The sequence below is a fragment of the Sutterella sp. KLE1602 genome (assembly GCF_001578585.1).
GTDB lineage: Bacteria > Pseudomonadota > Gammaproteobacteria > Burkholderiales > Burkholderiaceae_F > Sutterella > Sutterella wadsworthensis_A.
In genome coordinates this window covers 15,452-37,406 of the sequence record NZ_KQ968564.1, presented here as the reverse complement: position 1 = coordinate 37,406, position 21,955 = coordinate 15,452, and the positions used below count along the sequence as shown (strand labels likewise).

Annotated in this window: 19 protein-coding genes; 9 read left to right on the top strand and 10 right to left on the bottom strand. The window is 61.4% G+C overall.

Annotated features, from left to right (window positions below):
• Positions 1 to 26 precede the first annotated feature (26 nt).
• The 4 genes from traD to HMPREF3036_RS09355 form a co-directional block, all read right to left on the bottom strand.
• Entirely contained in the window at positions 27 to 2,048 is a 2,022-nt protein-coding gene (gene traD, locus HMPREF3036_RS09370) for a conjugative transfer system coupling protein TraD (RefSeq protein WP_082897438.1), read from the bottom strand.
• Positions 2,049 to 2,067: 19 nt separating this feature from the next.
• A complete protein-coding gene (locus HMPREF3036_RS09365; protein ID WP_082897437.1) occupies positions 2,068 to 3,990 on the bottom strand; it encodes a TraI domain-containing protein in 1,923 nt (640 codons plus the stop codon).
• A 288-nt stretch (positions 3,991 to 4,278) separates the two neighbouring features.
• On the bottom strand, positions 4,279 to 6,078 hold the full coding sequence (locus HMPREF3036_RS09360) for a vWA domain-containing protein (protein WP_062333883.1): 1,800 nt from the start codon (positions 6,076 to 6,078) through the stop codon (positions 4,279 to 4,281).
• Between the two features lie 185 nt (positions 6,079 to 6,263).
• Positions 6,264 to 7,367 (bottom strand): AAA family ATPase, encoded by a 1,104-nt coding sequence (locus tag HMPREF3036_RS09355; protein ID WP_062333880.1) that lies wholly within the window; start codon positions 7,365 to 7,367, stop codon positions 6,264 to 6,266.
• A 668-nt stretch (positions 7,368 to 8,035) separates the two neighbouring features.
• On the opposite strand from HMPREF3036_RS09355, the gene HMPREF3036_RS09350 reads away from it, so the two are divergent.
• The gene (locus HMPREF3036_RS09350; RefSeq protein ID WP_062333876.1) at positions 8,036 to 9,151 is read left to right on the top strand and encodes a porin; all 1,116 of its coding nucleotides are present in this window, start codon (positions 8,036 to 8,038) and stop codon (positions 9,149 to 9,151) included.
• Between the two features lie 591 nt (positions 9,152 to 9,742).
• The gene (locus HMPREF3036_RS09345) at positions 9,743 to 10,864 is read left to right on the top strand and encodes a porin (RefSeq protein WP_062333873.1); all 1,122 of its coding nucleotides are present in this window, start codon (positions 9,743 to 9,745) and stop codon (positions 10,862 to 10,864) included.
• A gap of 258 nt (positions 10,865 to 11,122) precedes the next feature.
• On the opposite strand, the gene HMPREF3036_RS09340 is transcribed toward HMPREF3036_RS09345, so the two are convergent.
• The 4 genes from HMPREF3036_RS09340 to HMPREF3036_RS09325 all read right to left on the bottom strand — a co-directional run bounded on the left by HMPREF3036_RS09340 (position 11,123) and on the right by HMPREF3036_RS09325 (position 13,812).
• Complete coding sequence (locus HMPREF3036_RS09340) at positions 11,123 to 11,962, bottom strand: universal stress protein (protein WP_062333870.1); 840 nt, start codon at positions 11,960 to 11,962, stop codon at positions 11,123 to 11,125.
• A 321-nt stretch (positions 11,963 to 12,283) separates the two neighbouring features.
• Complete coding sequence (locus HMPREF3036_RS09335) at positions 12,284 to 12,583, bottom strand: helix-turn-helix domain-containing transcriptional regulator (protein WP_062333867.1); 300 nt, start codon at positions 12,581 to 12,583, stop codon at positions 12,284 to 12,286.
• A 595-nt stretch (positions 12,584 to 13,178) separates the two neighbouring features.
• Positions 13,179 to 13,487 (bottom strand): hypothetical protein, encoded by a 309-nt coding sequence (locus HMPREF3036_RS09330; protein WP_005437040.1) that lies wholly within the window; start codon positions 13,485 to 13,487, stop codon positions 13,179 to 13,181.
• A gap of 169 nt (positions 13,488 to 13,656) precedes the next feature.
• Positions 13,657 to 13,812, bottom strand: coding sequence for a hypothetical protein (locus HMPREF3036_RS09325; protein WP_156469810.1), 156 nt, complete (start codon positions 13,810 to 13,812; stop codon positions 13,657 to 13,659).
• 293 nt (positions 13,813 to 14,105) lie between these two features.
• Here HMPREF3036_RS09325 and HMPREF3036_RS09320 point away from each other — a divergent pair, with 293 nt between their 5' ends.
• The 3 genes from HMPREF3036_RS09320 to HMPREF3036_RS09310 all read left to right on the top strand — a co-directional run bounded on the left by HMPREF3036_RS09320 (position 14,106) and on the right by HMPREF3036_RS09310 (position 17,489).
• Positions 14,106 to 15,395, top strand: coding sequence for an adenine deaminase C-terminal domain-containing protein (locus tag HMPREF3036_RS09320; RefSeq protein WP_062333863.1), 1,290 nt, complete (start codon positions 14,106 to 14,108; stop codon positions 15,393 to 15,395).
• A 159-nt stretch (positions 15,396 to 15,554) separates the two neighbouring features.
• Positions 15,555 to 16,361: an SDR family oxidoreductase gene (locus tag HMPREF3036_RS09315; protein WP_062333860.1), complete on the top strand. Its 807-nt coding sequence runs from the start codon at positions 15,555 to 15,557 to the stop codon at positions 16,359 to 16,361.
• A gap of 165 nt (positions 16,362 to 16,526) precedes the next feature.
• Positions 16,527 to 17,489 carry a helix-turn-helix domain-containing protein gene (locus tag HMPREF3036_RS09310; protein ID WP_156469809.1) on the top strand — a complete coding sequence of 321 codons (963 nt, stop codon included), beginning with the start codon at positions 16,527 to 16,529 and terminating at the stop codon, positions 17,487 to 17,489.
• A gap of 62 nt (positions 17,490 to 17,551) precedes the next feature.
• Here the strand turns inward: HMPREF3036_RS09310 and HMPREF3036_RS09305 are convergent, their stop codons facing one another.
• Both HMPREF3036_RS09305 and HMPREF3036_RS09300 read right to left on the bottom strand, forming a co-directional pair.
• A complete protein-coding gene (locus HMPREF3036_RS09305) occupies positions 17,552 to 18,010 on the bottom strand; it encodes a hypothetical protein (RefSeq protein ID WP_062333855.1) in 459 nt (152 codons plus the stop codon).
• 418 nt (positions 18,011 to 18,428) lie between these two features.
• Entirely contained in the window at positions 18,429 to 19,325 is an 897-nt protein-coding gene (locus HMPREF3036_RS09300) for an ADP-ribosylglycohydrolase family protein (RefSeq protein ID WP_062333852.1), read from the bottom strand.
• Between the two features lie 364 nt (positions 19,326 to 19,689).
• On the opposite strand from HMPREF3036_RS09300, the gene traA reads away from it, so the two are divergent.
• The 4 genes from traA to HMPREF3036_RS09280 all read left to right on the top strand — a co-directional run bounded on the left by traA (position 19,690) and on the right by HMPREF3036_RS09280 (position 21,901).
• Positions 19,690 to 20,130 (top strand): TraA family conjugative transfer protein, encoded by a 441-nt coding sequence (gene traA, locus HMPREF3036_RS09295; protein ID WP_231853614.1) that lies wholly within the window; start codon positions 19,690 to 19,692, stop codon positions 20,128 to 20,130.
• Positions 20,130 to 20,417, top strand: a complete 288-nt coding sequence (traL, locus tag HMPREF3036_RS09290) for a type IV conjugative transfer system protein TraL (protein ID WP_005437059.1) — start codon at positions 20,130 to 20,132, stop codon at positions 20,415 to 20,417. Before traA ends, traL begins: the two co-directional genes overlap by 1 nt.
• Positions 20,418 to 20,523: 106 nt before the next feature.
• The gene (gene traE, locus HMPREF3036_RS09285; RefSeq protein ID WP_005437060.1) at positions 20,524 to 21,090 is read left to right on the top strand and encodes a type IV conjugative transfer system protein TraE; all 567 of its coding nucleotides are present in this window, start codon (positions 20,524 to 20,526) and stop codon (positions 21,088 to 21,090) included.
• A 25-nt stretch (positions 21,091 to 21,115) separates the two neighbouring features.
• Positions 21,116 to 21,901, top strand: coding sequence for a TraK domain-containing protein (locus HMPREF3036_RS09280; RefSeq protein ID WP_062333850.1), 786 nt, complete (start codon positions 21,116 to 21,118; stop codon positions 21,899 to 21,901).
• Positions 21,902 to 21,955 lie beyond the last annotated feature (54 nt).

The window sequence follows — 21,955 nt, the reverse complement described above, 5'->3', positions numbered from 1 at the left end:
TTCCAAAGGGATTTGAATGGATGCGGTCAGTCGTCGGAGAGAAGGATCGGAATCCTACCCTTGTAGAGCCTGCCGCCCGAGACGCTTGCGAAGAACTCGGTGTTGGGCAGTCGGCCGAGAACGTCGGGCGGGACGACTTCGTCACGCCGCCCCTGGATGCTGCGCGTGACGGAGGCGCGAAAGTCCGGAACGGGAGAGCCGTCGGCCGATGAGGAGAGCGAAGCGGAGGTCGACCAGACGGTGGTCTTCCCGAACGTTTCGCAGATGAATTCCTGCGTGAGGCGGTCCTTGCTTCTCAGCGCAATCAGGTTGTTGAAGTTGCCGAGCGCCATGCGGGCGCGGCTGTCGCTCCCGAGTCTTGCTGCAAGATCGCTCACCGTCTGCATGGCTGCGGTGACGCGAATGCCGGCTTCGAGCCCCTTGTTGAGGAGCTCGATCATGGGACCGTTGATGACGTTGGCGGTCTCGTCCACGAAGAGCAAGACGGACTTCACGTCGGTACCCGATTCGCCTCGGTTGTATCGCTTGCCGGCATAGGCCGTGAGGTCGGCGAGGATGATGGAACCGAGCGCGCCGGCGACGGTCGAGTCGGGGAGCGCGTCAAGGCCGAGATAGAGAATGTCGCCGCCTTCAACAACCCTCTCCACCGTCACGATCGGACGCTCATCGTCGGGATCGAACGGATCGGGCGAAAAACTCTTGGCAAGCGTGCCGCCCGTGAGCATCGAGAGAACGGGCTGTAGCGAGGCCGTGATCTTCGCGTAGTGTTCGCGGTTGTGACGAAATACGGCGATGAGACCGCCCACGACGGCGTTCGCGTCACCTTCGTCCTTCTTGCCGACGGTCTCCTCCCAGAGGGCGACGGCAGCGGTGAGCTCGATGCCGGCATTGGCGGCAGGCGGACAGATGTTGCGCTTGTCCATGCGCTCGACCTGCTCCTCCCAATCGTCGATCCCTGCGTCCCTGAAGGATCGGGCCAGAGCCTTCTTGAGAAGCGGATCGATGCCGCCTTCGAGAAGACGGCGAAGCCCCAGAAGGCTCGGCCTTTCGGTCACGTAGAAGAGCCCTTCGACGGCAACGTTGACGGCCATCCAGGCGAAGTTGCCGAAGGCCCCGCTGTCGGGCGGCATGACGGCCGCAATGCGGGTGGCAAGTTCCGTGGGACGCGTCCATGCGCCGAGCGGATCAAGTCTGACGCCCGTTTCGGGAAAGGCGGGATGGAATTCGAGAGGAGCGGGACGACCCGCGATCTCGGCCGCCTTCCAGACGGCGTTGCGAAGACGCTTGCTGCTCTTGGGGTCGATGACGATGACGGGTTCACCCCGAAGGATCGCCTGGGTGACGAGGCTCGTGAGCATCACGCCCTTCCCAGCCTGAGTCGTGCCGACGATGAGCGTGCCGCCGCCGAGACTCGAGAGCGGACGCACGATGTCGTCCTCTTCGGTCGCACCGATCCCGTGAATGATGGGACTTCCGATGTCTCCGGCCCCGAGCGGGTCCGGTAGTGAGAGCGCCTTGCGGATGCGCTTCGGGACGATCACGGGCTTGACGGGCGTAGCGGCAAGTTCATAGAGCGCCTGGGCGTGTGCGGGAGTCCACTCGAATCCGCGGCCGATCCAGAGGTTCTTGACGAGCCTGCCTTCGCGGCCTGCATTGAAGCGCATCGAGTCGAGAAGCGCAATCCGGCCCGCTTCGTAGCGGGCGACAAGACGCTCGCGGGCGGTTTTCCTTGCGGGGTCGACAGCCTTCTTCTCGTCCATCCCCTTTTCACGAAGAATGCGGATGAGGTCGCCCGCGTGAATGAAGGCGGGCGCAAAGCCTGCGAGCGGAATGCGGCGGGAAGCGGTCCGGAGTGCTTCGGCGGTGCGCACGACACCCATGAGGGCGAGGACGGAGGCAAGACCCGCGCCCCACCAGCCCGGAACCATGGCGGCGGTTGTCCCTGCGGCTGCAAATCCCGCGGCCGCGCTCCAGCCCTCCCATGCGGGCCGCCAGCCCGTGAGTCGCGAGGAGGATACGCCGCTCGTGACGGCTTCTGTTGTCTTCATTTTATTGTTCTCCCTTCAATCATGCCTTGTCTGAGGCTCGTTCCCTCGGCTTCCAGCCGACGGCGCGCTTGAGGGCCCTGAAGGCTTCGGTTCCTTTCGGGGGATCGCGGTCGATCGCCTCCATGTCGAGGACGCGCGGCCAGTGGCCTTCGGTTTCTTCTACGGTGCGGCCTTCGGCATTGACGAATCGGACGACGGGGCGCACGGAATGCCGGTTGATGACGACGCCCGTGAGTTCGATCGAACCGTCCTTTGCGCCCCTGAGACCGGGGTCGTATCGGGCGGCCCGCGAGGCGGAGGATCCCGTCATTCGCACGCGGCGAATAGGCGAGGCCCTCATGTGTCGTACGCCTTCGGCAAAGGGCATGGCCTTGACTCTCAGGAGGATCCCTGCTTCGGCCGGATCCTCGATCCATCCGACGGGGAGCAGGCTCTCGGGGACGAAGACGCCCTCGGGATGCACGAGCATGACGGCGTCGTCCCGGGTGTTCATGGCTTCGAGCGCCCTTGCGAGCGCCGCTGCCTTGTCGGAAGCTTCGAGCTCAGATGGGACGGACAAAGCCCAGCACTGTCTTGCCACCGTGCCGCCCGACCTGGCGCTTGACGACGGCCGCTTTTTAAAGAGTGCGGGAAAGCGCATGGGAAGGGATTCGCCTGCGGCGTCCGCCGCTCGGCGGGCGTTCGCAACCAGCATGTCGCAGTCGGTGAGGCGCAGCCACGCGCCCTCGCCCGCCATGCAGTCCGAGTCCGTGAGCCAGAGCGGATTGCCCGCTTCATCGGCCATCGCGAATCCGTCGGCAACGAGGATTTCGGCCGCAACGTCGGGTTCGTCGGGGACGTCTCGAAAGAGCCACTTGTCTTCGGCGGTGGCTGCAATGGCGGTGAAGCCCTCGGGCCAGCGAAGTGCGAGGCCGTCGTCGGCCCACACGACGGGCGAGTCTCCGCGGTTGAGACGCCAGTGTCCGTCGTAGAGCCTCTGGCTGAATTCGGCACGATAGACGGATGCAAAGCCGCGAAGAAGCGGACTTTTGCCCTCTCGTCTTGCGGCCTCGGCCGCGCGACGGTTGATCGCCCATTCGCGACCGCGGGCTGCGGCTTCAGCAATCAGGCGTTCGGCCTCCGTCTGGCCGGCCGCATAGGTGACGGCGGCCTTGAGGGCCGTGAGAACGGTCTCGCCGTCGGGGCGCTCGATGACGCCGAGCCACATCAGGGTTTCACGAGGGACGACGAGACGAAGGACGTCGGCGTTGAGCGTTGGGAGTCTTCCCGCAGATTCACGCGCCGTGTGGCGCTCGAGCCTCATTACGCGCCCGATCTCGTGCACGCAAAACGACAGTGCCGTTTCTTCCGAAGGATTGAAGCGGCTCGTGACGGTGAAGGTGCCCGTGGCAGGATCCTCGCTTCCCGCCTCGAGCTTCAGTGCGGCGAGCTTGCGGCTGTCGCTCATGAGACCGGCGAGTGCGGAGGCGATTCGAAGCCGAAGCGTCCAGTCGTCACGAATGCCCGGCGCGAGTTCGGGACCGATCACGCGTGCGTCGACCGCATTGATCGCGCCTCTTGCAAACATGAGGCCGGCTTCGAAGAGGCCGTCCGGCCCCGACCAGAGCCCCCTTTCGTCTCGAGGAAGTCCCTGGACCATCGCGGCCCAGCCCGCCATGGCGGGCATGAGGTGCGCTTCGAAAAGCTTGCGCGATCCCACGGCCATCCTCAGCTGCTCGACGGCGGCCCTGTGACGAAGGAGCATGCGGACGGGATCCTCAGGCGCGAGGATCGTGCGCAGACGCCCGTCGGCGGGATGCGCGACAAGACAGTCATCGGGATCCGTGTCGGAGAGCGGCACAGGCCTTCGGATCGGGTCGGACGCGTACCCCGAGACGGCGCTCTGCCACTGCTCGGGGCCTGCGGAGGCGCGCGTGAGGAATCGTGTTTCTGTGGGCTGCATGGGAGATTGGAGAGAGGAAGGACGCAAGGCTGGATGCGGGGTGAAATGGGTGAAACAGGTTCGCAGTGCGCCGGCCTCTTCGTGTGAGGATGATGCGGAGAATGATGGGCGGGAGACGGAACGGGCGCGAAGAGGACGCCGCACTGCGGCCTCAGGCAGGGAGCCTGAAGCGAAGGGAGATGATTGAAGAATCGACGGCGGCCGGACGACGGAGGAGAAGTCCTCCGTCGATCCCGGTCGTGTCGAAAAGTCGAAGACGCGTGCCTTCAGATGCCCCTTGGGTTTCGCCTATGCGGCGATCCCGCGGAGCTTGCCCGCAAGGCCCGAAAGGACCTTTGCAACGGCCCGCGGAAGGTCGGCGATCTTTTCGGCCTTGGCGATGATGCTCCCCTTTGGGGTGCTGTGCCTGCCGATGCCGACCATTGCGACGGCGATGCCGCGGTCTTCCAGTGCCTTGACGAGGTTGTCGACCGGCCCCTTGGGGAACCAGCCGTCGGTGATGACGAAGACGATCTTCGCGGGCTCCGGTCTTTGATCGAGAACGATCGCAGAGTGAAAGAGCGCCTGAAGGATCGGCGTCGCACCGAACCCCGGAAGGAAGTCGACGTGCTTGAGCGCACGGCTCACCGGCGTGTTGAAGTCCGCCGCGCAGGTGACGCTGCGACGGTTCGGGCCGGGGAAGATCGTCAGGGATGCCTTCACGCCGGTCACCGCACGGAGCGCCTCAAGGAGGCGGATGCAGGCGACCTTGGCAAGCGTGATCGCCTCGCCTTCCATGGAACCCGAAGCGTCGAGAATGATCTCGACGACCGCTTCGCGACCCGGACGCACGAGCTCGCGGCGGAAGACCGCCGTTTCACCCGTGGAGGCGAGCGCAAGCGCATCTCCGTCGAGCTCCTCTCCACGTTCGTCGAGCCTGTCGGGGTTCGACTGCGGGTGGATGAGCGCGCTCTGAAGGAGCCTTCTGAGGGATGCGCTGTTGGCGAGCGCCCTGTAGAAGAGACGGCGGTTCATCGCCGCCTTCTCAGGCTGCAGCGTCGGATACTCGCGGTCATTGGCGAAGTGGCGCTCGGGCGAAGCGAAGGTCGGATCGCCGTTGCCGGATTCACCGTTGCCGATGAGCTTGCGGAAGCTTTCCTCCTCGGGCTCGCGATCGGGCCACTGCCGTTGGTCTGAAATGACCGAGAGGCATCGGGCGTTTCGGTTGATCGCCTCAAGCTCGGGGTGCATCAGACGCGGATCACCCTCGGGGGTCACCGCGCCGTCGTCGTCGAAGAGAAGCGACTGGCCTTCGCCCTGACGGAACTCGAAGTTGTCCGTAGAGCCTTCGCCTGCCGCTTCTTCGACAGCCTTGAGCGCCTTGTTCTTCTCGGCGCGGATGCACCGCATGACCTTGTGCGCAAGTTCCACCGCCGCCTCCGTGGAGTCGAGGGGAAAGCTTGTGCGCACGATCTTCAGGACGCGGGCCATGGGCCTTGGTCCGAAGAGCCGGTCGCACTCCCCGCGAAGGTTCGCGGAGATCTCCTCGAACATGTCGATCCCGAGCACCTCGAATTCGAGGGTCGTGAGCAGCATCATTGCGAAGAGGTGTGCGGGCTCAAGGTCGTTCGGATTGCTCCAGCCTGCCGTCCCCGTCGACTCGTGCGCCTTGAAGAGCACGAGTCGCCAGAGAAGGTAGCCTTCGTAGTCCGCTGCACCGAGCTTGTCCACGCGGATGTCCTCGAAGACGTTCGCGAGGTCGCGAACGCCGGGATCGCCGATCCCCTTCATCGCCGCGAAGTTGGTGTACATCACGTGATGACGTTCGTGGCATCCGTGTCCGTAGACGTAGATGGACGCGAGCTTGTGGCCGAGGTCGATGGGACCGAGCCAGATCACGCGCCCGTTCGTCATCGGGGTCTGCGTAAACTCGACGCGGATGTTGTCGCGGCGGCAGAGTCCCTGGAAGACCAGGGGCGCTGCAGCCTCGATGACGAGGCCCGAGGCCTCCGTGCGGAGGATCTCGAGCGCTGCATCCACGGCGGTGGTGGCGAGCCTCTGCTTTTTCGCTTCGGCGGTTTCGACGTCTTCCACGATTACGGTGCGCATCGTTCGCCTCCTTCGGAAAGGATGTTGAACGGATGTTGCACTGCAACCGCAGCGGGGGCCTGATTCCCGCGCATGTCAAGACTGCGTTTCATGACGGTCGTCTCTCAAATGAATGAGGAGACGTCCGTCCCCGAGAGGGATGAAGCATCCCCTCGGGGTTGATGAAAAGGTCCTTCCGACGATTGTCAGACGGACGCTGCCTTGAGCGCAGAGCCCGTGGCGTTCTTGAGGACCATTCTGGCGCGTGACACCCTCATCTCGTGAATGAGGTTGCCGATCGCCGTGACCGCCAGCGTCTCCGCCGCTTCGCGAGCGGTGGAGTCGAGGGCTTCGGTCAGACTGGTCCTGATGATCCTGCGAAGAGGATCATCGTCGGAAGCTGCGGGCATCCTTGCGGCGTCGAGCATCATGTTCCGCATTCTCGAGAGGACGCGGAAGCTGAGCGGGACGGCCCTGGACTCGAACCCGATGGCCTGAGCCTGAGCCGCGGCCCTGCTGTCGGCTCCAAGACGCGCGAGCGCCTTGAAGAGCCTGTCGAGGACCTCGGGCTCGAACTCGGCGAGCCAGTCCTGATCGGCCGTCGCTGCAAGCAGGGAGGCTTCCTCGGCTTCGCCGAGACCTTCCATGCGCATGTGCCAGAAGCGGTCGATGACTGACCTGTCCTGGATCTGACGACCGAAGAACCCTTCGTCAATCTCGCTCGAATGGCCGCGCGTGTTGTCGGTGACGATCACGCGGGTCATGGGATGCGGAACGACGAGTTCGCCGGTTGCGCCGTTGTCGAGCGGAAGCCCCTCAAGAATGTCGTTGCAGCTCACCCACATGTCTGCGGGTGCTGCGCTGAATTCATTGATGAGAAGCGTCCAGCCGTGCTTCCAGGCGAGAAGCGCAGGACCGTCGATCCAGCGGGTCTCACCGCCATGAAGAGCCCAGTGACCGAGAAGCTCGCGGCGGTCCATGCGGGCGCGTGCAGTGACGCTCACCACGGGAATGCCGAGGCGGGCGCAGAACTGCATGGCCGTGCTGGTCTTGCCGGAGCCCGACGGACCCGACACGTAGATCGGTTCACGACGAGCGAGGTTCCACCACGCGCCGAGCGTGCGGTAGTGCGCCTCGTTGAAGAAGTGGCACGGGTTCAGGACGGGGATGCGGGTGCGGGCGAAAGCAGGAAGCGTTTCGACTTGGTAGCCCAGGCAGTCGCGTTCGCCGGCGAGATGTTCGCCGAAGACGGAGGCCGGGACCGTGCGAGTTGCGGGAGTGAGATGGGAGAGATTGATGTCGGGAGTCATTTTGTTTCCTTTGAAAAAAGAAAACGAGGACGCCCGACCCCATGTACCCCGCATGTGCAGGGCCCCGAGGGCAAACGCCCTCGTGGGGTTGAAGATGTGACGCGCGCCTTCTTCAGATGAAGAGGCGGCGAAGATTGTGCTTGCTTGACCGGAGTCTGCAGCATGCACGTTGCAGCTGTTAAGCACCTTCATGATGCACCGCCCCACCCCGTCTTGTCAAAGGGAACCTGAAAATTCGCCATTTCCCGTCAGAAGAAATTTTCCTCGGGGCGCAGGGCGCATAACCCCGTCCCGAGAGGCGCCTTGAGCTCAAGCGCCGCCATTGGCAGCCCTCCTGAATCGCCAGCGTGTGGCGCGTTTGCAACGAAAAAGGCTCTAACAAATACCATGTTTGCGGTATTCGGAACGCGTCCCGATCCCCCTTCCACGCGTCCTCATCATTGCCATTTTCAATGAGAACGATTGTCGGCAAACCCTCTCTCGCAATGAGAATGGGTCGCATTGCCATTTATGGACGAGAGTTCGAATCGAGCGGAAAGTCATTGATGACCCTTCTCCAGAGTTCGTGATGACGCTTGCGAAATGAGAATGGATCGCATTAGAGTTTCATCCGACATTTCCAAGCTGCTCCCGCCTTCGGGAGCTCGCAAACCATCAGGAGCATTCAAATGTTCAAGAAGTCCATGGCCGCGCTTGCGGTTCTCAGCCTTTCCGCGGGCCTTGCCTCCGCCTCTGAAGTCACGCTTTACGGAATCGTCGACAACGGCCTCCTCTACAAGCATTCCAAGGTCGAAACCAACGGCGTTTCGACGAAGACCGACTCCTTCGCTCTTGAGAGCGGCATCTCCTCCCCGTCCCGCTTCGGCATCAAGGGTTCCGAAGATCTTGGCAACGGCATGACCGTGAGCTTCAAGCTTGAAAACGGCTTCAACGCCGACGACGGCAGCTTCGGCGACGACCGCCTCTTCAACCGCGAGTCCTCCCTGACGCTCTCCGGCGACTTCGGCAAGCTCTCCTTCGGCCGCATGGGTGCGATCGGTTCCGCCGCCGGCGACTTTGACGCCGCCTTCGCCATCGGCGACGCCTTCGACGGCGGTGACGGCGACGTCTTCGGCATGGCCGCCTCCGACCGCTACGACAACATGGTCACCTACCAGACGCCGAGCTTCTCCGGCTTCCAGGCCACGGTCCAGTACTCGCTCAACGAAAGCAGCGTCGACAACACGCTTCGCGAAAACTCATCTCAGGTCGACCGCTACCTCGGCTTTGCCCTTACTGCTGAACTCGGCGCTTTGCAGGGCGTGCTCGCCTATGAAACCCAGAACTACGCCTCCTTCGGTGACAAGGCTCAGGCCAACACCGAAGACGGTCAGGTCGTCTACCTCGGCGGCAACTACGACTTCGAAGTCGCCAAGGTCTTCGTGATGGGCCAGTACTTCAAGGGCCTCGCTGAAAATCCGTTCGCCGCCGACGCCTTCGAAGGTGACCCTGTTGACGGTGAAGGCGTCAAGGGCTACGGCGCTCACGTCGGCACGATCGTCCCGGTCGCGGGCGGCGACTTCACGGGCGGCCTCTACTACGTCAACTCCACGGCCAAGTACGCCGACGAAGACGCCGACGGCAAGTACTACGGCATCGCCCTCAAGTACGAATACCCGATCTCCAAGCGCACCTCCGTCTATGGCGGCACGGGCTGGTACAAGGCCAAGGTCGACTACTCCGCCGACGACGTCTACAAGGAAGAGGCCTACCAGGCCTACCTCGGCCTCACGCACTGCTTCTGATGAGGCTCATGCATTGATCCTTCGGTCAGCATGGGAAAGATTGGTTCCGCGGACCGGGATTAAGGGTTGAAAAACAGGACGGGCGGCTCCCGGTGAGGAGTCGCCCGTTTCCTTTGCGCCGATCGACCCCCATCGAGTCTCGTCCCCTATGCGGATGTACGGAAGGGTGTCATTTACAAACAACTGCAGGAGAGCGCTTTACAAGACACCTTCCCCCGCCCTTGAACGTCAGTCTCCCGGGCAGGTTGTTGCAAATTAGCAACACTCCGCACGCAAAACACATATTTTTACAACCGAGGCTGACGTCACGATCGCCCCTTTCTGAAGGCTACTCTTACCGCCCTTCGGGAATACCCTTTCTTCGCGAAAAGAAGGCCGCAAACCCTTGCGCATCAAGGGGAGCGCTTATTTCGTCCGGATCCGCATAAGTCTTCGCGAAGTGCCCTGCGTCGCTCCCAGACGCGCGTTTTCAATTGCCCGGACGTCGTTGAGATGGGTTTGCGTACCGCCCGCATCGGCACTAGATTTGTGTTGCGATCAATTCAAACCCATTGAGCCTCCGGAAACGGAGGAAATTGGAGAAATACACAAATGTTCAAGAAGTCTCTCGCCGCGCTCGCCGTTCTCGGCGCTGCCGCCGGCTATGCCTCCGCTGCTGATGTGACCCTCTTCGGCGTCGTCGACACGGGCCTCATCTACACGCACCAGACCTTTGCTGACGACTCCAAGGCTGACGTCAACAACTTCGCCATGGACTCCGGCGTCTCCTCCGCCTCCCGCTTCGGCCTGAAGGGCACGGAAGAACTCGGCAACGGCCTCAAGGTCGGCTTCAAGCTCGAAAACGGCTTCCAGTCCGATTCCGGCGCACTCAAGTCCGAAAAGCGCATCTTCGACCGCGAAGCTTCCGTCTCCCTCTACTCCGACTTCGGTACGCTCTCCATGGGCCGCATGGGCGGCGTTGGCTCCGGTGCCGGCACGTATGACCTCGTCCTCGCCACGGCTGATGCCTTCGACGGCGGCGACAACAACGTCTTCGGCTTCGCCACCTCCGACCGCTACGACAACATGGTCACGTATCAGACCCCGAAGTTCGCCGGTCTCCAGGCTACGGTCCAGTACTCCTTCAACGAAGACTCCGTCGAGGAAACGGCTCGTGAAGGCTCCTCCGCCGTGAACCGCTACAGCTCCGCCGCTCTTACCGGCGACTTCGGCGCTCTCCAGACGGTCCTCGCCTACGAATTCCAGAACTACAAGTCCTTCGGTGCTGCTGAACACGAAGACGGCCAGATCGTCTACCTCGGCGGCAACTACGACTGCGGCTTCGCCAAGACCTTCGTCATGGGCCAGTACTTCAAGGGCATCAAGGCCGGTCAGCTCACCGCCATTACTGAAGACGATGCCGATCTCGTCGACACCGCTAGCTCTCAGGACTACTCTGCCGACGGCGTCAAGGGCTACGGCGTTCACCTCGGCACGATTGTCCCGGTTGCCGGCGGCGACCTGACGGTTGCAGCCTACTTCACGGACTTCGCCGTCGAATATGCTGACCAAGACGTTGATGCCAAGAGCTACGCCTTCGGTGCCAAGTACGAGTACTACCTCTCCAAGCGCACGTCCGTCTACACGGGTGCCGGTTTCGCTCAGGTCAAGTATGACGATGACGGCTCCGACAAGACGACCCAGGCTTACCTCGGTCTGACGCACCGCTTCTAACCGGATCCTTCAGTGCTCGGACCTGATCCTCAGCACTGAGTCATCCTGAAGCAAGGGCCGGCGGGCTTCGGAAGGAGCCCCCGGCCTTTTTCATGTCCGCCGTTTTCGTGCGCCTTTCCCTTCCCTTTCATCAACGACAAGCTTCGCGATTCGGGACCGCGCCGCCATCCGACAAAGCACCCGCTCAAAAGAAAGACCGCCCTGCGTGATGCAGGACGGTCTTGTGGTCTGGTGCCCTCAAGAGAGGGAATCCACTTGTCAGCGGACGATCAGGAGCGGCACGTCACACTCGCTCGCAACCGTCATCGTGACGGAGCCGAGCAGCGTGGCGGAGACGGAACTGTAGCCGTGGGAGCCCATGACGATCATGTCGTAGTTCTCTTCCTCGGCGTGTTCGGCGATGACGTCGCCCACGTCGCCGTAGAGCGTCTTGGTCGAGACGTTCATGCCGGCGCGCGTGAGAATGGACTCGACCTCGTTGGCGATCGTGCCCGTTTCGGCAAAGCCGTTGGCCTGTTCGTCCTCAGCGCTCTTCTGAACGTGGATCAGCGTGAAGGACGTGCCCTGTTCGAAGAGGTCGACATGCTCCGTGAAGAAGCCCTGGACGCGAAGCGACTGGTCGGACTCGTCAAGGCAGATCGCGATGCGCTTCAGGGACTCGGAAGTCGGCATGCGTTCGCGGATGAGCAGAATGGGACGATGAGAGTGCGCCACGACGTCGTTCGAGACGGAGCCGAAGAGCAGGCTGTCAAGCGGGCCCTTGCCGTGCGTGCCCATCACGACCATGTCGGCCGAAAGCTTGTCGCCGGCGGAAACAATGGTCTGGACGGGAGAGCCGACGCCGTAGTCGAGCGTCACGTTGGCGGGAAGCGTGCCGCAGCGGTCGATGATGGAGTCGAAGACGGTCTTCGCCTCCTCGCGGTAGAACTCGTCAAGGGTGTCAGGGTCCGTCGCAAAGCGGATGCGGTCCGAAGCGGGCTCCTGCGCGTAGAAAATGTGGATCTCGGGATCCTTGCCGAAGAGAGCGGGCTTGCCCGTCGCCCAGAAGGCGGCGTTCTTGCTGCATTCGGACGCGTCGATGGGAATAAGAATCTTCATTTTTTGGTCCTCCTCAGAGGTGCTCCTCGACGCCGGGTCCGTCGAAACGGTCGGAACGAAAGGGAGGCGTCGAATAACACCCTTGTGCCCCTTATCTTATAGAAAGAATCGGACCTTCGGGAGGAAAAATCGACATATACCCCCTATTTGATAGCACTTTTGCGTCACGAGTGAGCGCCCCTTGACCCCGCCCTCCTTCACGGGCCGTCTTTACACGGCAAAATCCCTCCAAAGGTCATGCAGGAAACGAGACACGCATAGGAAAAGAGCCGCCGGAAGCGTTCGTTCCGACGGCTCCTGATTGTTTGGACCGGGTCTTTTTTACCTGTCTTTGGCTTCCGCCACAACGAGCGTGAGACCGACTGCACGCAACGAGTCGAGCAGCACCTGAAGCGTCGGATTGCCGGACTTGCTGAAGGACCTGTAGAGGACCGCGCGGCCGATGCCGCTCGCCATGGAAACCTGGCTCATGCCGCGGCAGCGGAAGAGCTGGCCGATGCTCGCAGCGGCATCGGAGGCGGATCCATTGTTGAAGGCCTTGCAGATGTTGTCCATCTGAACCTGGTTATCCTCGAGGGACTTGGGCATGAGGACCGTCTTGTGCGAATTCATTCTGATCATCAGTTTCTCTCTGTATATTTTCGAGTTGAGATTCGGCCTTCAGCGGCGGCTCCTTGACGCAAGGCCCTGTCGTTCCTGCCTTTGAGGGGTATTGTGCGTATCCCCGACAGGCGCGACAGTCTCGAATCCGAGGGACCGTCAGGCCGTGTTTAAATTCGCGTATATGATACAGTCGCGCCGCCCCCTGCTGTCTACGACAAACACCTGAGTCGGGCCCATAAAGAAAAAATTTCTTGCGCCTGATCAAGGGTTTTTCCCAAAATTAACCTTTTCGCCGATGATTGAGCACGGCGTTTGGTTGTCGTCTTTAGGTTTCTCCCAAGCGTCATGAGACTGATTCTCGAGTCCTGAAGACTTCTGCAGGAGCGGTGTTTCGACCCGATTGTCGTGAAAAGGCGAACAATCTGAAGGATTTGGTTGCATTTGCCCGCCCTCTCCAGTTCTCAGGAGGACTTGTGGGTTCTTACCAGACTAAACAGTCCTATAAGGATAAAAATTTCTATATCAAAACACGGTTTTTCGGCCGGCAAAAAGGCCGCTTCGCGATGACGGCGAAACGGCCTTTTTGGGAGTCGTGAACGGGCTGGAGACCGGATCAGGCTCCGAGGCTTGCGACGAGTTCGGGCGCGAACTGCTGGCACCAGCCGTAGGCGGTGAGCAGAATGCCTGCAACGGGCACGAGCGCGTAGATGAGGAACTTCTCGAACGCGCCCCAGGTCTGGACCTTCGAGCGGAAGACGAAGGCGAAGACCACGGCTGCGCCGAAAATGAAGGAGCCCTGGCGGAAGTTCTGGCGGGCCTCCTCGATCGTGAAGTCGAACATCATCGAGAGGGAGACCGATAGGGCCCAGGCGCAGATGATCGCGCCGGCCACCCAGAGAGCAGTGCCGATTCTGTCTTTCATAATTGGATGTCAGTCGGGTTCTTGTGGTTGCAAAAGGATTCCGTATTGTAGTCCCATGGAACGAGCGCCGTTGAAGCCGATCCGATTGCCGCGCCGCCCTCGCCCGCCGCCTCGTCCGTGACGAAGGCTCGCCGATGCACGTTTTCCTCTTTTGCAGAGGACATTCGCCTTAGAATGACTGCATCCAAAAATTCTCGTAGAGGACGCCAAGCAGAGCCCGAAGCCTAAGATCCATGACCTTGCCATTCTCAACGCCCGCGTGCTCGACGTCTTCACGGGAGCGCTCGATACGAAGACAGTACTTGTTGAAGACGGCCTCATCCACGGGTTCGGTTCGGAACCCGCAAAAGAAACTTTCGAAGCAAAGGGCGCTGTGCTTCTGCCGAGCCTCATCGACTCGAACGTGCACATCGAGAGCCCGATGCTCTCCCCCGCCAGCTTCGCCTCACTGGTTCTTCCGTTCGGTACGACGACTGTCACCGCCGACCCTCATGAAATGACCAACGTACGCCATGCACGGGCTCGTCGAGGCCTGCCGGGACTTCCCGCTTGTCGTGAAGCTCATGGTGCCGTCCTGTGTTCCGGCCCTGCCCTTCGAGGATGAAGGCTCTTTCATTGATGCCGGGCAGACACAGGCGCTGCTCGAACACCCCGAGTTTTTTCGGTCTTGGCGAAATGATGAACGTGCCCGGCATCCTCAATGGCAACCCCGAGGCCTGCAGCAAGGTCGCGGCTGCCCTAAATCTCGACAAGCCCGTCGACGGCCACGCGCCGCTTTGCTCGGGCGCGGATCTCGAAGCCTATGCCCGTGCCGGCATCCGCACGGACCATGAATGCACGACGAGCTCAAAGCTTAGGGAACGCATTTCACTTGGCATGTACGTCTCGATCAGTGAAGGCTCGCTCGCGAGAAACCGTCTTCCCTTGATCGAGAACCTCATTGCCGACCTTTCGCGGCGCTGCAGCTTCTGCACCGACGACAGGCACCTCGCCGACACGCTTGAGCGCGTGCACATCAACGGCATGCTGGCGATGGCCGTTGAGGCGGGCATCCATCCCGTTGACGCCGTGAGGATGGCGACTCTCAATACCCCCGAATGTAATGGCCTTCAGGACCGCGGCGTGAGTGCGCCCGGACGCAGAGCCGACCTGCTGCTTCTCGACAACCTTGATGACTTCAGTCCGCTCGCCGTCTGGACGAAGGGCAGGCTTGTCGCCCGCAACGGGAGCCTTGTCATCGGTGCGCCAAAGCAGAAGCCCGGATTTCTCGCGGACACGGTGAGGATTGCGCCCGTGACGGCCGAATCCTTCGACTTCAAAGGCCCGTCCGAGAAAGCCAAGATGATCGGCCTTCTGCCTCAAAGCCTCATCACGGAGGAGAAGATTGCTGCGGTGAAGACACTTCGCGACGGTACGGTGAGGCTCTCCGACAATCCGGGATGCGTGAAGCTTGCGGTCGTCGAACGCCACAGGTGCACAGGCCACATCGGCACGTGTCTTCTTGATCCCGCCCACGGACTCAGAGGCGGCGCAATCGCCACGTCGGTTTCCCACGACTCCCACAACATCGTTGTAGCTGGTGACGACGAAGAGGACATGGCGCTTGCCGTGCAAAAGATTGAGGAAATGCAGGGCGGCATCGTCATGGTCTCGAAGGGCAAGGTGCTCGATGCGCTGCCGCTTCCCGTCGCGGGCCTCATGAGCGACAGAACGCCCGAAGAGACGGCGGCGGCCATCAGGCGGCTCACGAAGCTCGCCCACGGGCACTACGGCATTTCGCAGGACAGCAACGCCTTCATGACCCTCTCGTTCCTTGCGCTCCCCGTGATTCCGCACCTCAAGCTCACGACGAAGGGGCTCTTCGACGTCACCCGATTTGAGTTCGTGCCAAATGATGCGGGCGCATGAAGACGGTCGAGGACGACTGAGCGTCCGGATTTCATCTAGCCCGGCCGCATTTTTTACCTGCCGTCATGCTTTTCCCGGGATTTGGGCGTTTTCTTCGTATTTTTTGCCTTTCCCTCGTGTACACTTGAGCTCATTCGTTATTTAAGCAAGATCAGGAACATGTCCAACGTCTTCATCACTGGCGCTTCAAGCGGCATCGGCGCGGCACTTGCCCGCCAGTATGCGCAGCGAGGCGACGTCCTCGGGCTCGTCGCCCGCAATCCAGAAAAGCTGCAGGCCCTCATCGACACGCTTCCCGGCGACAAGTCTCGCTACCACGCGATTCCCGCCGACGTGACGAAAAAGGATGAGATCATTGCGGCCGCACAGAAGTTCGAGGCCCTTTCCGGCGGCGCTGACATCGTGATCGCCAACGCGGGCATTTCCATCGGCTGCAAGACCGAGTTCTACGAGGACCTTGAGGTGATGGAAGCCATCTACAGGACGAACGTCTTCGCGATGGCCTACACCTTCCACGGCTTCATCGAGCCGATGACGAAGCGCGGCCGCGGCAAGCTCGTGGGCATCGCCTCGGTCTCCGGCATTCGAGGCCTTCCCGGCAGCGAAGCCTACGGCGCATCCAAGTCCGCCGTCATCACCTACAACGAAAGCCTTCGCGTAGGCCTCAGGAAGACGGGCATCAAGGTCCAGACGATCAGTCCGGGCTTTGTGAGGACGCCGCTCACGAGCGCCAATCCCTACAAGATGCCCTTCGTGCTCACGCCTGACGAATTCGCCGAGCGCGCCGTCAAGACCATCGACAGCGACGCCTCCTACCGCACGATTCCCTGGCAGATGGGCCTTCTCGCGAAGGCCATGCGCATTGCGCCCAACTGCCTCTGGGACAAGATCGTCGCCAACCGCAAGCAGAAGCCCCGCCTCGCCGACAAGCAGAAGGCCGAAGCCGAGGCCGCGCAGAGGAAATGAGCGCGTCAGAACACGTGACCCGACCGGCTCGACCCTGATTGAGCCGGTCCATTACAAAGAAATTGACCAGCGACCTTCCGGCGACGCGACGTCGTCGGCAGGTTCATGCGCGACATGAATCCGCGCAGCGCGTGCCGGCGCACGCCGACCCTCATGGAGATTCACATGACCACCTACAAGCCCACCGGTGAGAAGCCTGACGAATTCAACCTTTATCTTCAGGAACGCATGGCCGCGCTCGGTCTCGATCCGAAGACCATCGCGGAAAACACGGGCATTGCGCTCCCCACGGTTCTTACCCATCTGAACCTCCCCGGCAAGCCCATCAAGCCCCAGAGCATCCAGAAGTTCGCAACCGAGCTCAACGTTCCTTATGCGGTGCTTCGCGACCTCTACACGCGCGTGCGCTGCCAGGGCAAGGTTCGCACGAAGTACGTCATCGGCATGATGCCCAAGGGCGAGACCGCCCTGCTCGCCATGATGATCAAAAACACCCTGACCTACAGGTCCATTCCGATGACCGATTTCTCGGAGATGACGGGCATTCCTCTTGATCAGCTCATGTATCCCCCGAGAAAGCCCTCCGACGCCTTTGTCGCAGCCCTTGCACAGGGTTTTGACGTCGGCGAAGACGCCATCCGTGAACATGCCACCAGTCTCGTGGGCACGAAGGACAGGACGCCCATCGTGCTCTCCGAGCTCCAGAAGCGGGGACTTTGCTTCAGAGACTGGATCGCCATGACCAACTGCTCCGTCGAGAACGCCTACAGGCTCCTTGTCGGCAGATTTCCGCTCGATCCCGACCTCAAGATCACGGCTGCTCTGGCCCTGCGCATCGATCCCGAAGAATTCATCTTCAGATACGACACCTCGAAGAGCACCACTGCCTCCGAAGCCAAGCGTGCGAAGCGCTTCTGCGAGCTTGTCATTGCCATGATGGAGCACAAGAAGCTCACGAAGTCCGAGTTCATTCACAAGAGCGGCGTGCACTCCTTCACGGCCGACACCATGCTGGCCGGCGAGACGACCTCGCTCCTCTACAGAACGCTGGAAAAGACCTCGGCGGCCCTGGAGATCCCCATCGAAACGATCATCGATCATATTTCGGGACTCAAGCCCGCCATTTGACGTCTCCTCGACGTCATCCTTCAGCGGTGACGACCGGGTCGCGGGAGACGAATCCCTCAGGACTAGGTCCGGCGGCAGCCCTTGGTGTGGAAATATCCGGTGGAATCCTTTTCAAAGATCGTACCGTCTGGATACGGTATTTTGCCGTCATAGCACATGCTGCGCATTTCAGGTGAAATCGAAATCGAGAAGCGAATTTTCATCATCTGTTGACGCGTGAGCTCGACACCCGCCTTCCTGGGTGCGTCGGCCGACACCCCGGCCGAGATCCTGACGCACGGACCGCCGTTAATGACGGCCGTACGCTGAAAGGCTCCACACTTCTCCAGCATGGCCAGAACGAGGAACGCCGTCTGTTCGGTGGTGATCAGGCGCGCCAGCGCCTCGAGGCCACCCTCGGCCTGAAGGACGCGGGCGACGTTTTCAAGGTGTTCGGGATTCCTGCAGAGTGGCGCAACCTGATGGATGGTTCGGTTGAGTGAAAGCCATTGCTCGTCGACGACAGGTTTCCTGAGGGTCATGTTTTTTATGTATGGTGTCATTTCTGTAGCTTGTGTTATTGCGAAGAAATGTCGAAACGCCTGAGCGGTTGCGACGCGAACATCGTGCCATGCAGATCAAAAGTTTTCAACCCGAGCAAATGACGGAAATGTCGTCTCAAGACGCATCCAAGGCGGTTTTCGCCTTTTGAAATCAATTTTCAGGGTGAAGATCTCTGCCGCTTCAATAGAACGTGATCGCCGTCAACGCCTGAAAGACAGAGGCCTTAAGGCGATGTTCACTTCCGGATTTCATCAGGAGCATCGACGAGACTTCGATTTCTTGATTCAAATCAAGCCTTCCTGAAATCACCCTCGAGATCAAGGATCAAGCTAAAAAAAATGGACCGCCTGCAGGCAGTCCTCTTGAGTGTCGAATGGAGCGCAAAATGCACGGTCGTCAGCGCATCATGCCATCGCAGGCCGTGCAGAGCTCTTCAATGTAGTCGATGCGGGAAAGCGCATGAGACCAGCAGACGGGAATGCCGTTGTCGCCGTCTTGGCCGTAGATGATGCCGGCAAGGCCGCCGGTAACCGCACCGATCGTGTCGGCGTCACCGCCCAGATTGACGGCCTTGAGGACGGCATCGACGTAGTTGTCGGAGTTGATGAGGCACCAGAGGGACGCCATGAAGACGTCGGAGACGAAGCCGGAGTTCGGCACGGAGACGCGCGAGAGGTGCGGCATGAGCTGCAGCTTCGGGAGGTAGTAGTCCGGAATCTCGACGAAGTGGTTCTCAATGAGCGCTTCAAGCGCCTCGGCGGGCTTGTGCCCCTGAAGGAGCTCGTCGACGTAGCACGAGTAGAGACGGCAGATGACGATGCTGATCTGGTGGCTGTGCGTGAGCGAACCAGCCGCATCGACGATCTCGAGGCGGTCGGGGCTGTTGAGAAGCGCATAGGGAAGCATGCGCATGAGTGCGCCTGCGCCGTTGTCGAGAATGTCGCCGCCGCCGCAGATGTCGGCGGGCGTGCCGCTGCGATGGCGCGAGACGGCCCTGGCCGTCGTGCGGCCCCAGCCGTAGGCCTTGCCGTCGGGGGTGTAGGCCCCCTCGTGCAGCCAGCGGTCGAACTTCATCATCACGTCCTCGGCATCGTAGCCCTGCCTTTCACGAAGGCTGTCGAGCTCGGCCAGAATCATGGCCGTATCGTCCGACCAGAAACCGACGGGCTTTTCATGCCAGCCAAGGGGGTGCATGTTCTCGCAGACGTAGGTGTCCCTTTCCTTCCCTTCATAGGGAACGCCAAGAGCGTCGCCGACTGCTGCGCCGACAACGGCCTGCAAAAGATGCGACATCGAGAATTTCCTCCAATCCCGGAACGACCATCGTCCTAGGGTTTTCATTTGCTTCACGATTGTAGCCCATTCGCGTTAACCCTGAAGGGGACCGGTTCTCAATTCCTCTGACCTTTTCCCTGCAAAGCGGCTGCCCTGGCCTGCCCTCTTCCGAAATTTTACGTTTTTCTACCGATCGCCATCCCATGAATGGGTTACGGCTCAGCCGCTCCGCTCCCCCTCACCGAAGGGGCCCGAGAGGCTCACCCGCTCTGTTTTGACACCTTTGCACGGCAGTCGATCGGCTCGAAACGACTGCAGGAGTAAAAACCGCTTCCTCTGAAAACCCAAATTCGAGGGTTTTCCCCAACGGGGCTGAAGCTTAATGAATGTCCCGTATGGCGAAAGGTTTTTGCCGAAGCGTACATTTGCTCTCGCCGGCAAACGAAAAACCCCGCCAACCGTCTCGAACCAACCGAACGTCGGCGGTTTTCTCAAAAAATCAGATGAAAATCATATGAAAATCAATTTCCATCAACTAGTATCCGCCGTGGGATCAAAGAAAGACAAGATCGCCGCAGGCCTTCTTGTTCTGTACGCCCAAGCAGCTTCCGCGGGGGACGTGCAGGCCTTCGACAAACTGTACACCCAGCTCACGGGCTGGGCCCAGGGCTCCCTGGGGAAGTCCATCGCCATCATCTTCCTGCTTGTCGGCCTCGCTGTCGGGCTCGCCAAGGGGAGTCTCTATGCTGCAGTTGTATCCATCGCCTGCGGCTTGACCTTGATGATCGCACCCTCCGTCATTGACAGCATCTTTACTGTCTGATGGCGGCACCCGAGGGCGTTCGCGTCCCGACCGGCCTTGACGATCCGCCTCGATTTCTCTTTTTCGATGCGGACCTCGTCGCCGTGGTCCTCACCGTGACCTATCTCGGTGCGGTGCTGGACCACATTGGGGCCGGCGTCTTTCTGGGCGCGCTGTCGGCCTACGGTTGGCACAAGGTCTCGGGCCTTCACGGCCGCGGCTACGGCGCAGCGCTCGCCTACTGGCACCTCGGCGCGTCTTCCTTCGGGCGGACGCCCCCGAGCTCGGCCAGACACTTCGTGCGCTGAAGCCCGTCCGCCGACGGTCAGGTCCGAACGTCAATCACTTCCCCCCCATTCCCCAGGGCCGCAGCCGTACGTCCGCGCATGCGCAGCCGCCTCGGGGATCCTTCTCATGCTCTACACATCCATCGTCGCCGAACGCATCGGCTTGAGACGAAGCTTTGCCGTCATCATGGCGATGAGCTTTGCGCTCAACTTCATCCTCGCCCTCGCGCTTCTCCTGCAGCAGCCCGAGACGCGCACCATCGTCGTTCCGCCCACGCTCGCCGCCGAGCGCGAGGTCTGGACCTTCGACGAGGCGGGTCCCGGAGCGCCGTACCTCGAGCGTTGGGCCCTCTCCGTCCTCTCCCATGCGGCAAGCGTCACGCCCGAAACCGTCGACTCCTCCCGCCGCGTCGTCCTTCAGCACGTTGACCCGGGCTTCTACGGAAAGCTCGAGGAGGCCCTCATCGTTGAGGCCGACCGCATCAAGAAGGACCACTCCTCCACGATCTTCTATCCCGACCGCGCCCGCGTGAACACGTCCGACCTCTCCGTCGAGGTCGAAGGCGTACAGAAGACGCTCGTCGGCAGCACCGTCACGAGCTCGAGAAAGAAGACCTGGCGACTGACGTTCCGCTACGACGCAGGACGCCTCTTCCTCACGTCCCTCACCGACCAGCCGTCGTCTGGGTCCTGACAAAACCTTCCCTCACGGAGCCCTCATGATCGTCACTCGCTCTGACATTGAGTCCTTCAAGCGATTCGTCCCGAAGCTCGCGCTCGCAGGCGCAGCCGTCCTGATCCTCTCGGCCTTCGCCCCGTCGTCCGACGCCGCCGTCTTCACGGCCCGTGAAGGCGACGCACCCCTTGAATTCACGCTGCCCGCGCACGAGACCACCATGGTCGCCATTCCGGCCGACCCCATTGCCTCGGCCGTCTACGACCGTCACCTGATCGACGTTCAGACGGATGCCGCGAGCGGCATGCTCTACGTCCTCCCGAAGATGGAGGGCTCGGCCATGGTCTACGTCACCTGCAGGTCGGGCGAGACTGCGCCCCTGCATCTCACCTTCACCGCGGATGCGGAGCCCCGCACCATCATCCTCGAAAAGAGCGTGCGCAGGGCCGAACAGGCGAATGCGCCCGTTCGCGTGCCCGCTGCGCCCCTTCGCGCCGAAGGCTTCCCCGCCGAGATGAAGCGCCTCGTGACGCTCGTCCTCAGGGGCGAAGAGACCGATGAAGTCTCCCGCACCGCCATGACCGAGCCCGCTCAGGGTGCGGCCGCCGCCATGAAGAGGCTCGCACCGCTTCGCGTGCGCATCGAAGGCATCTGGCGCTCCCGCCATGCCGAGGCGGTTGAACTCACCGTCAAAAACGGAACGGTCTTTCCCGTTGAGATCAATCCCGAGCTTCTCTCGGGCTCGGTCTGGGCTGCTGCCGCAACCGAAACCTCTCTTGAGCCGGGCGACAGCTGCAGGCTCGTCCTCGTGGAGAACGCCCGTGAATGAGATCAGAACGAACGATTGCGCATGCACCGTGCGCAACGCTGACGCCGGCCATCT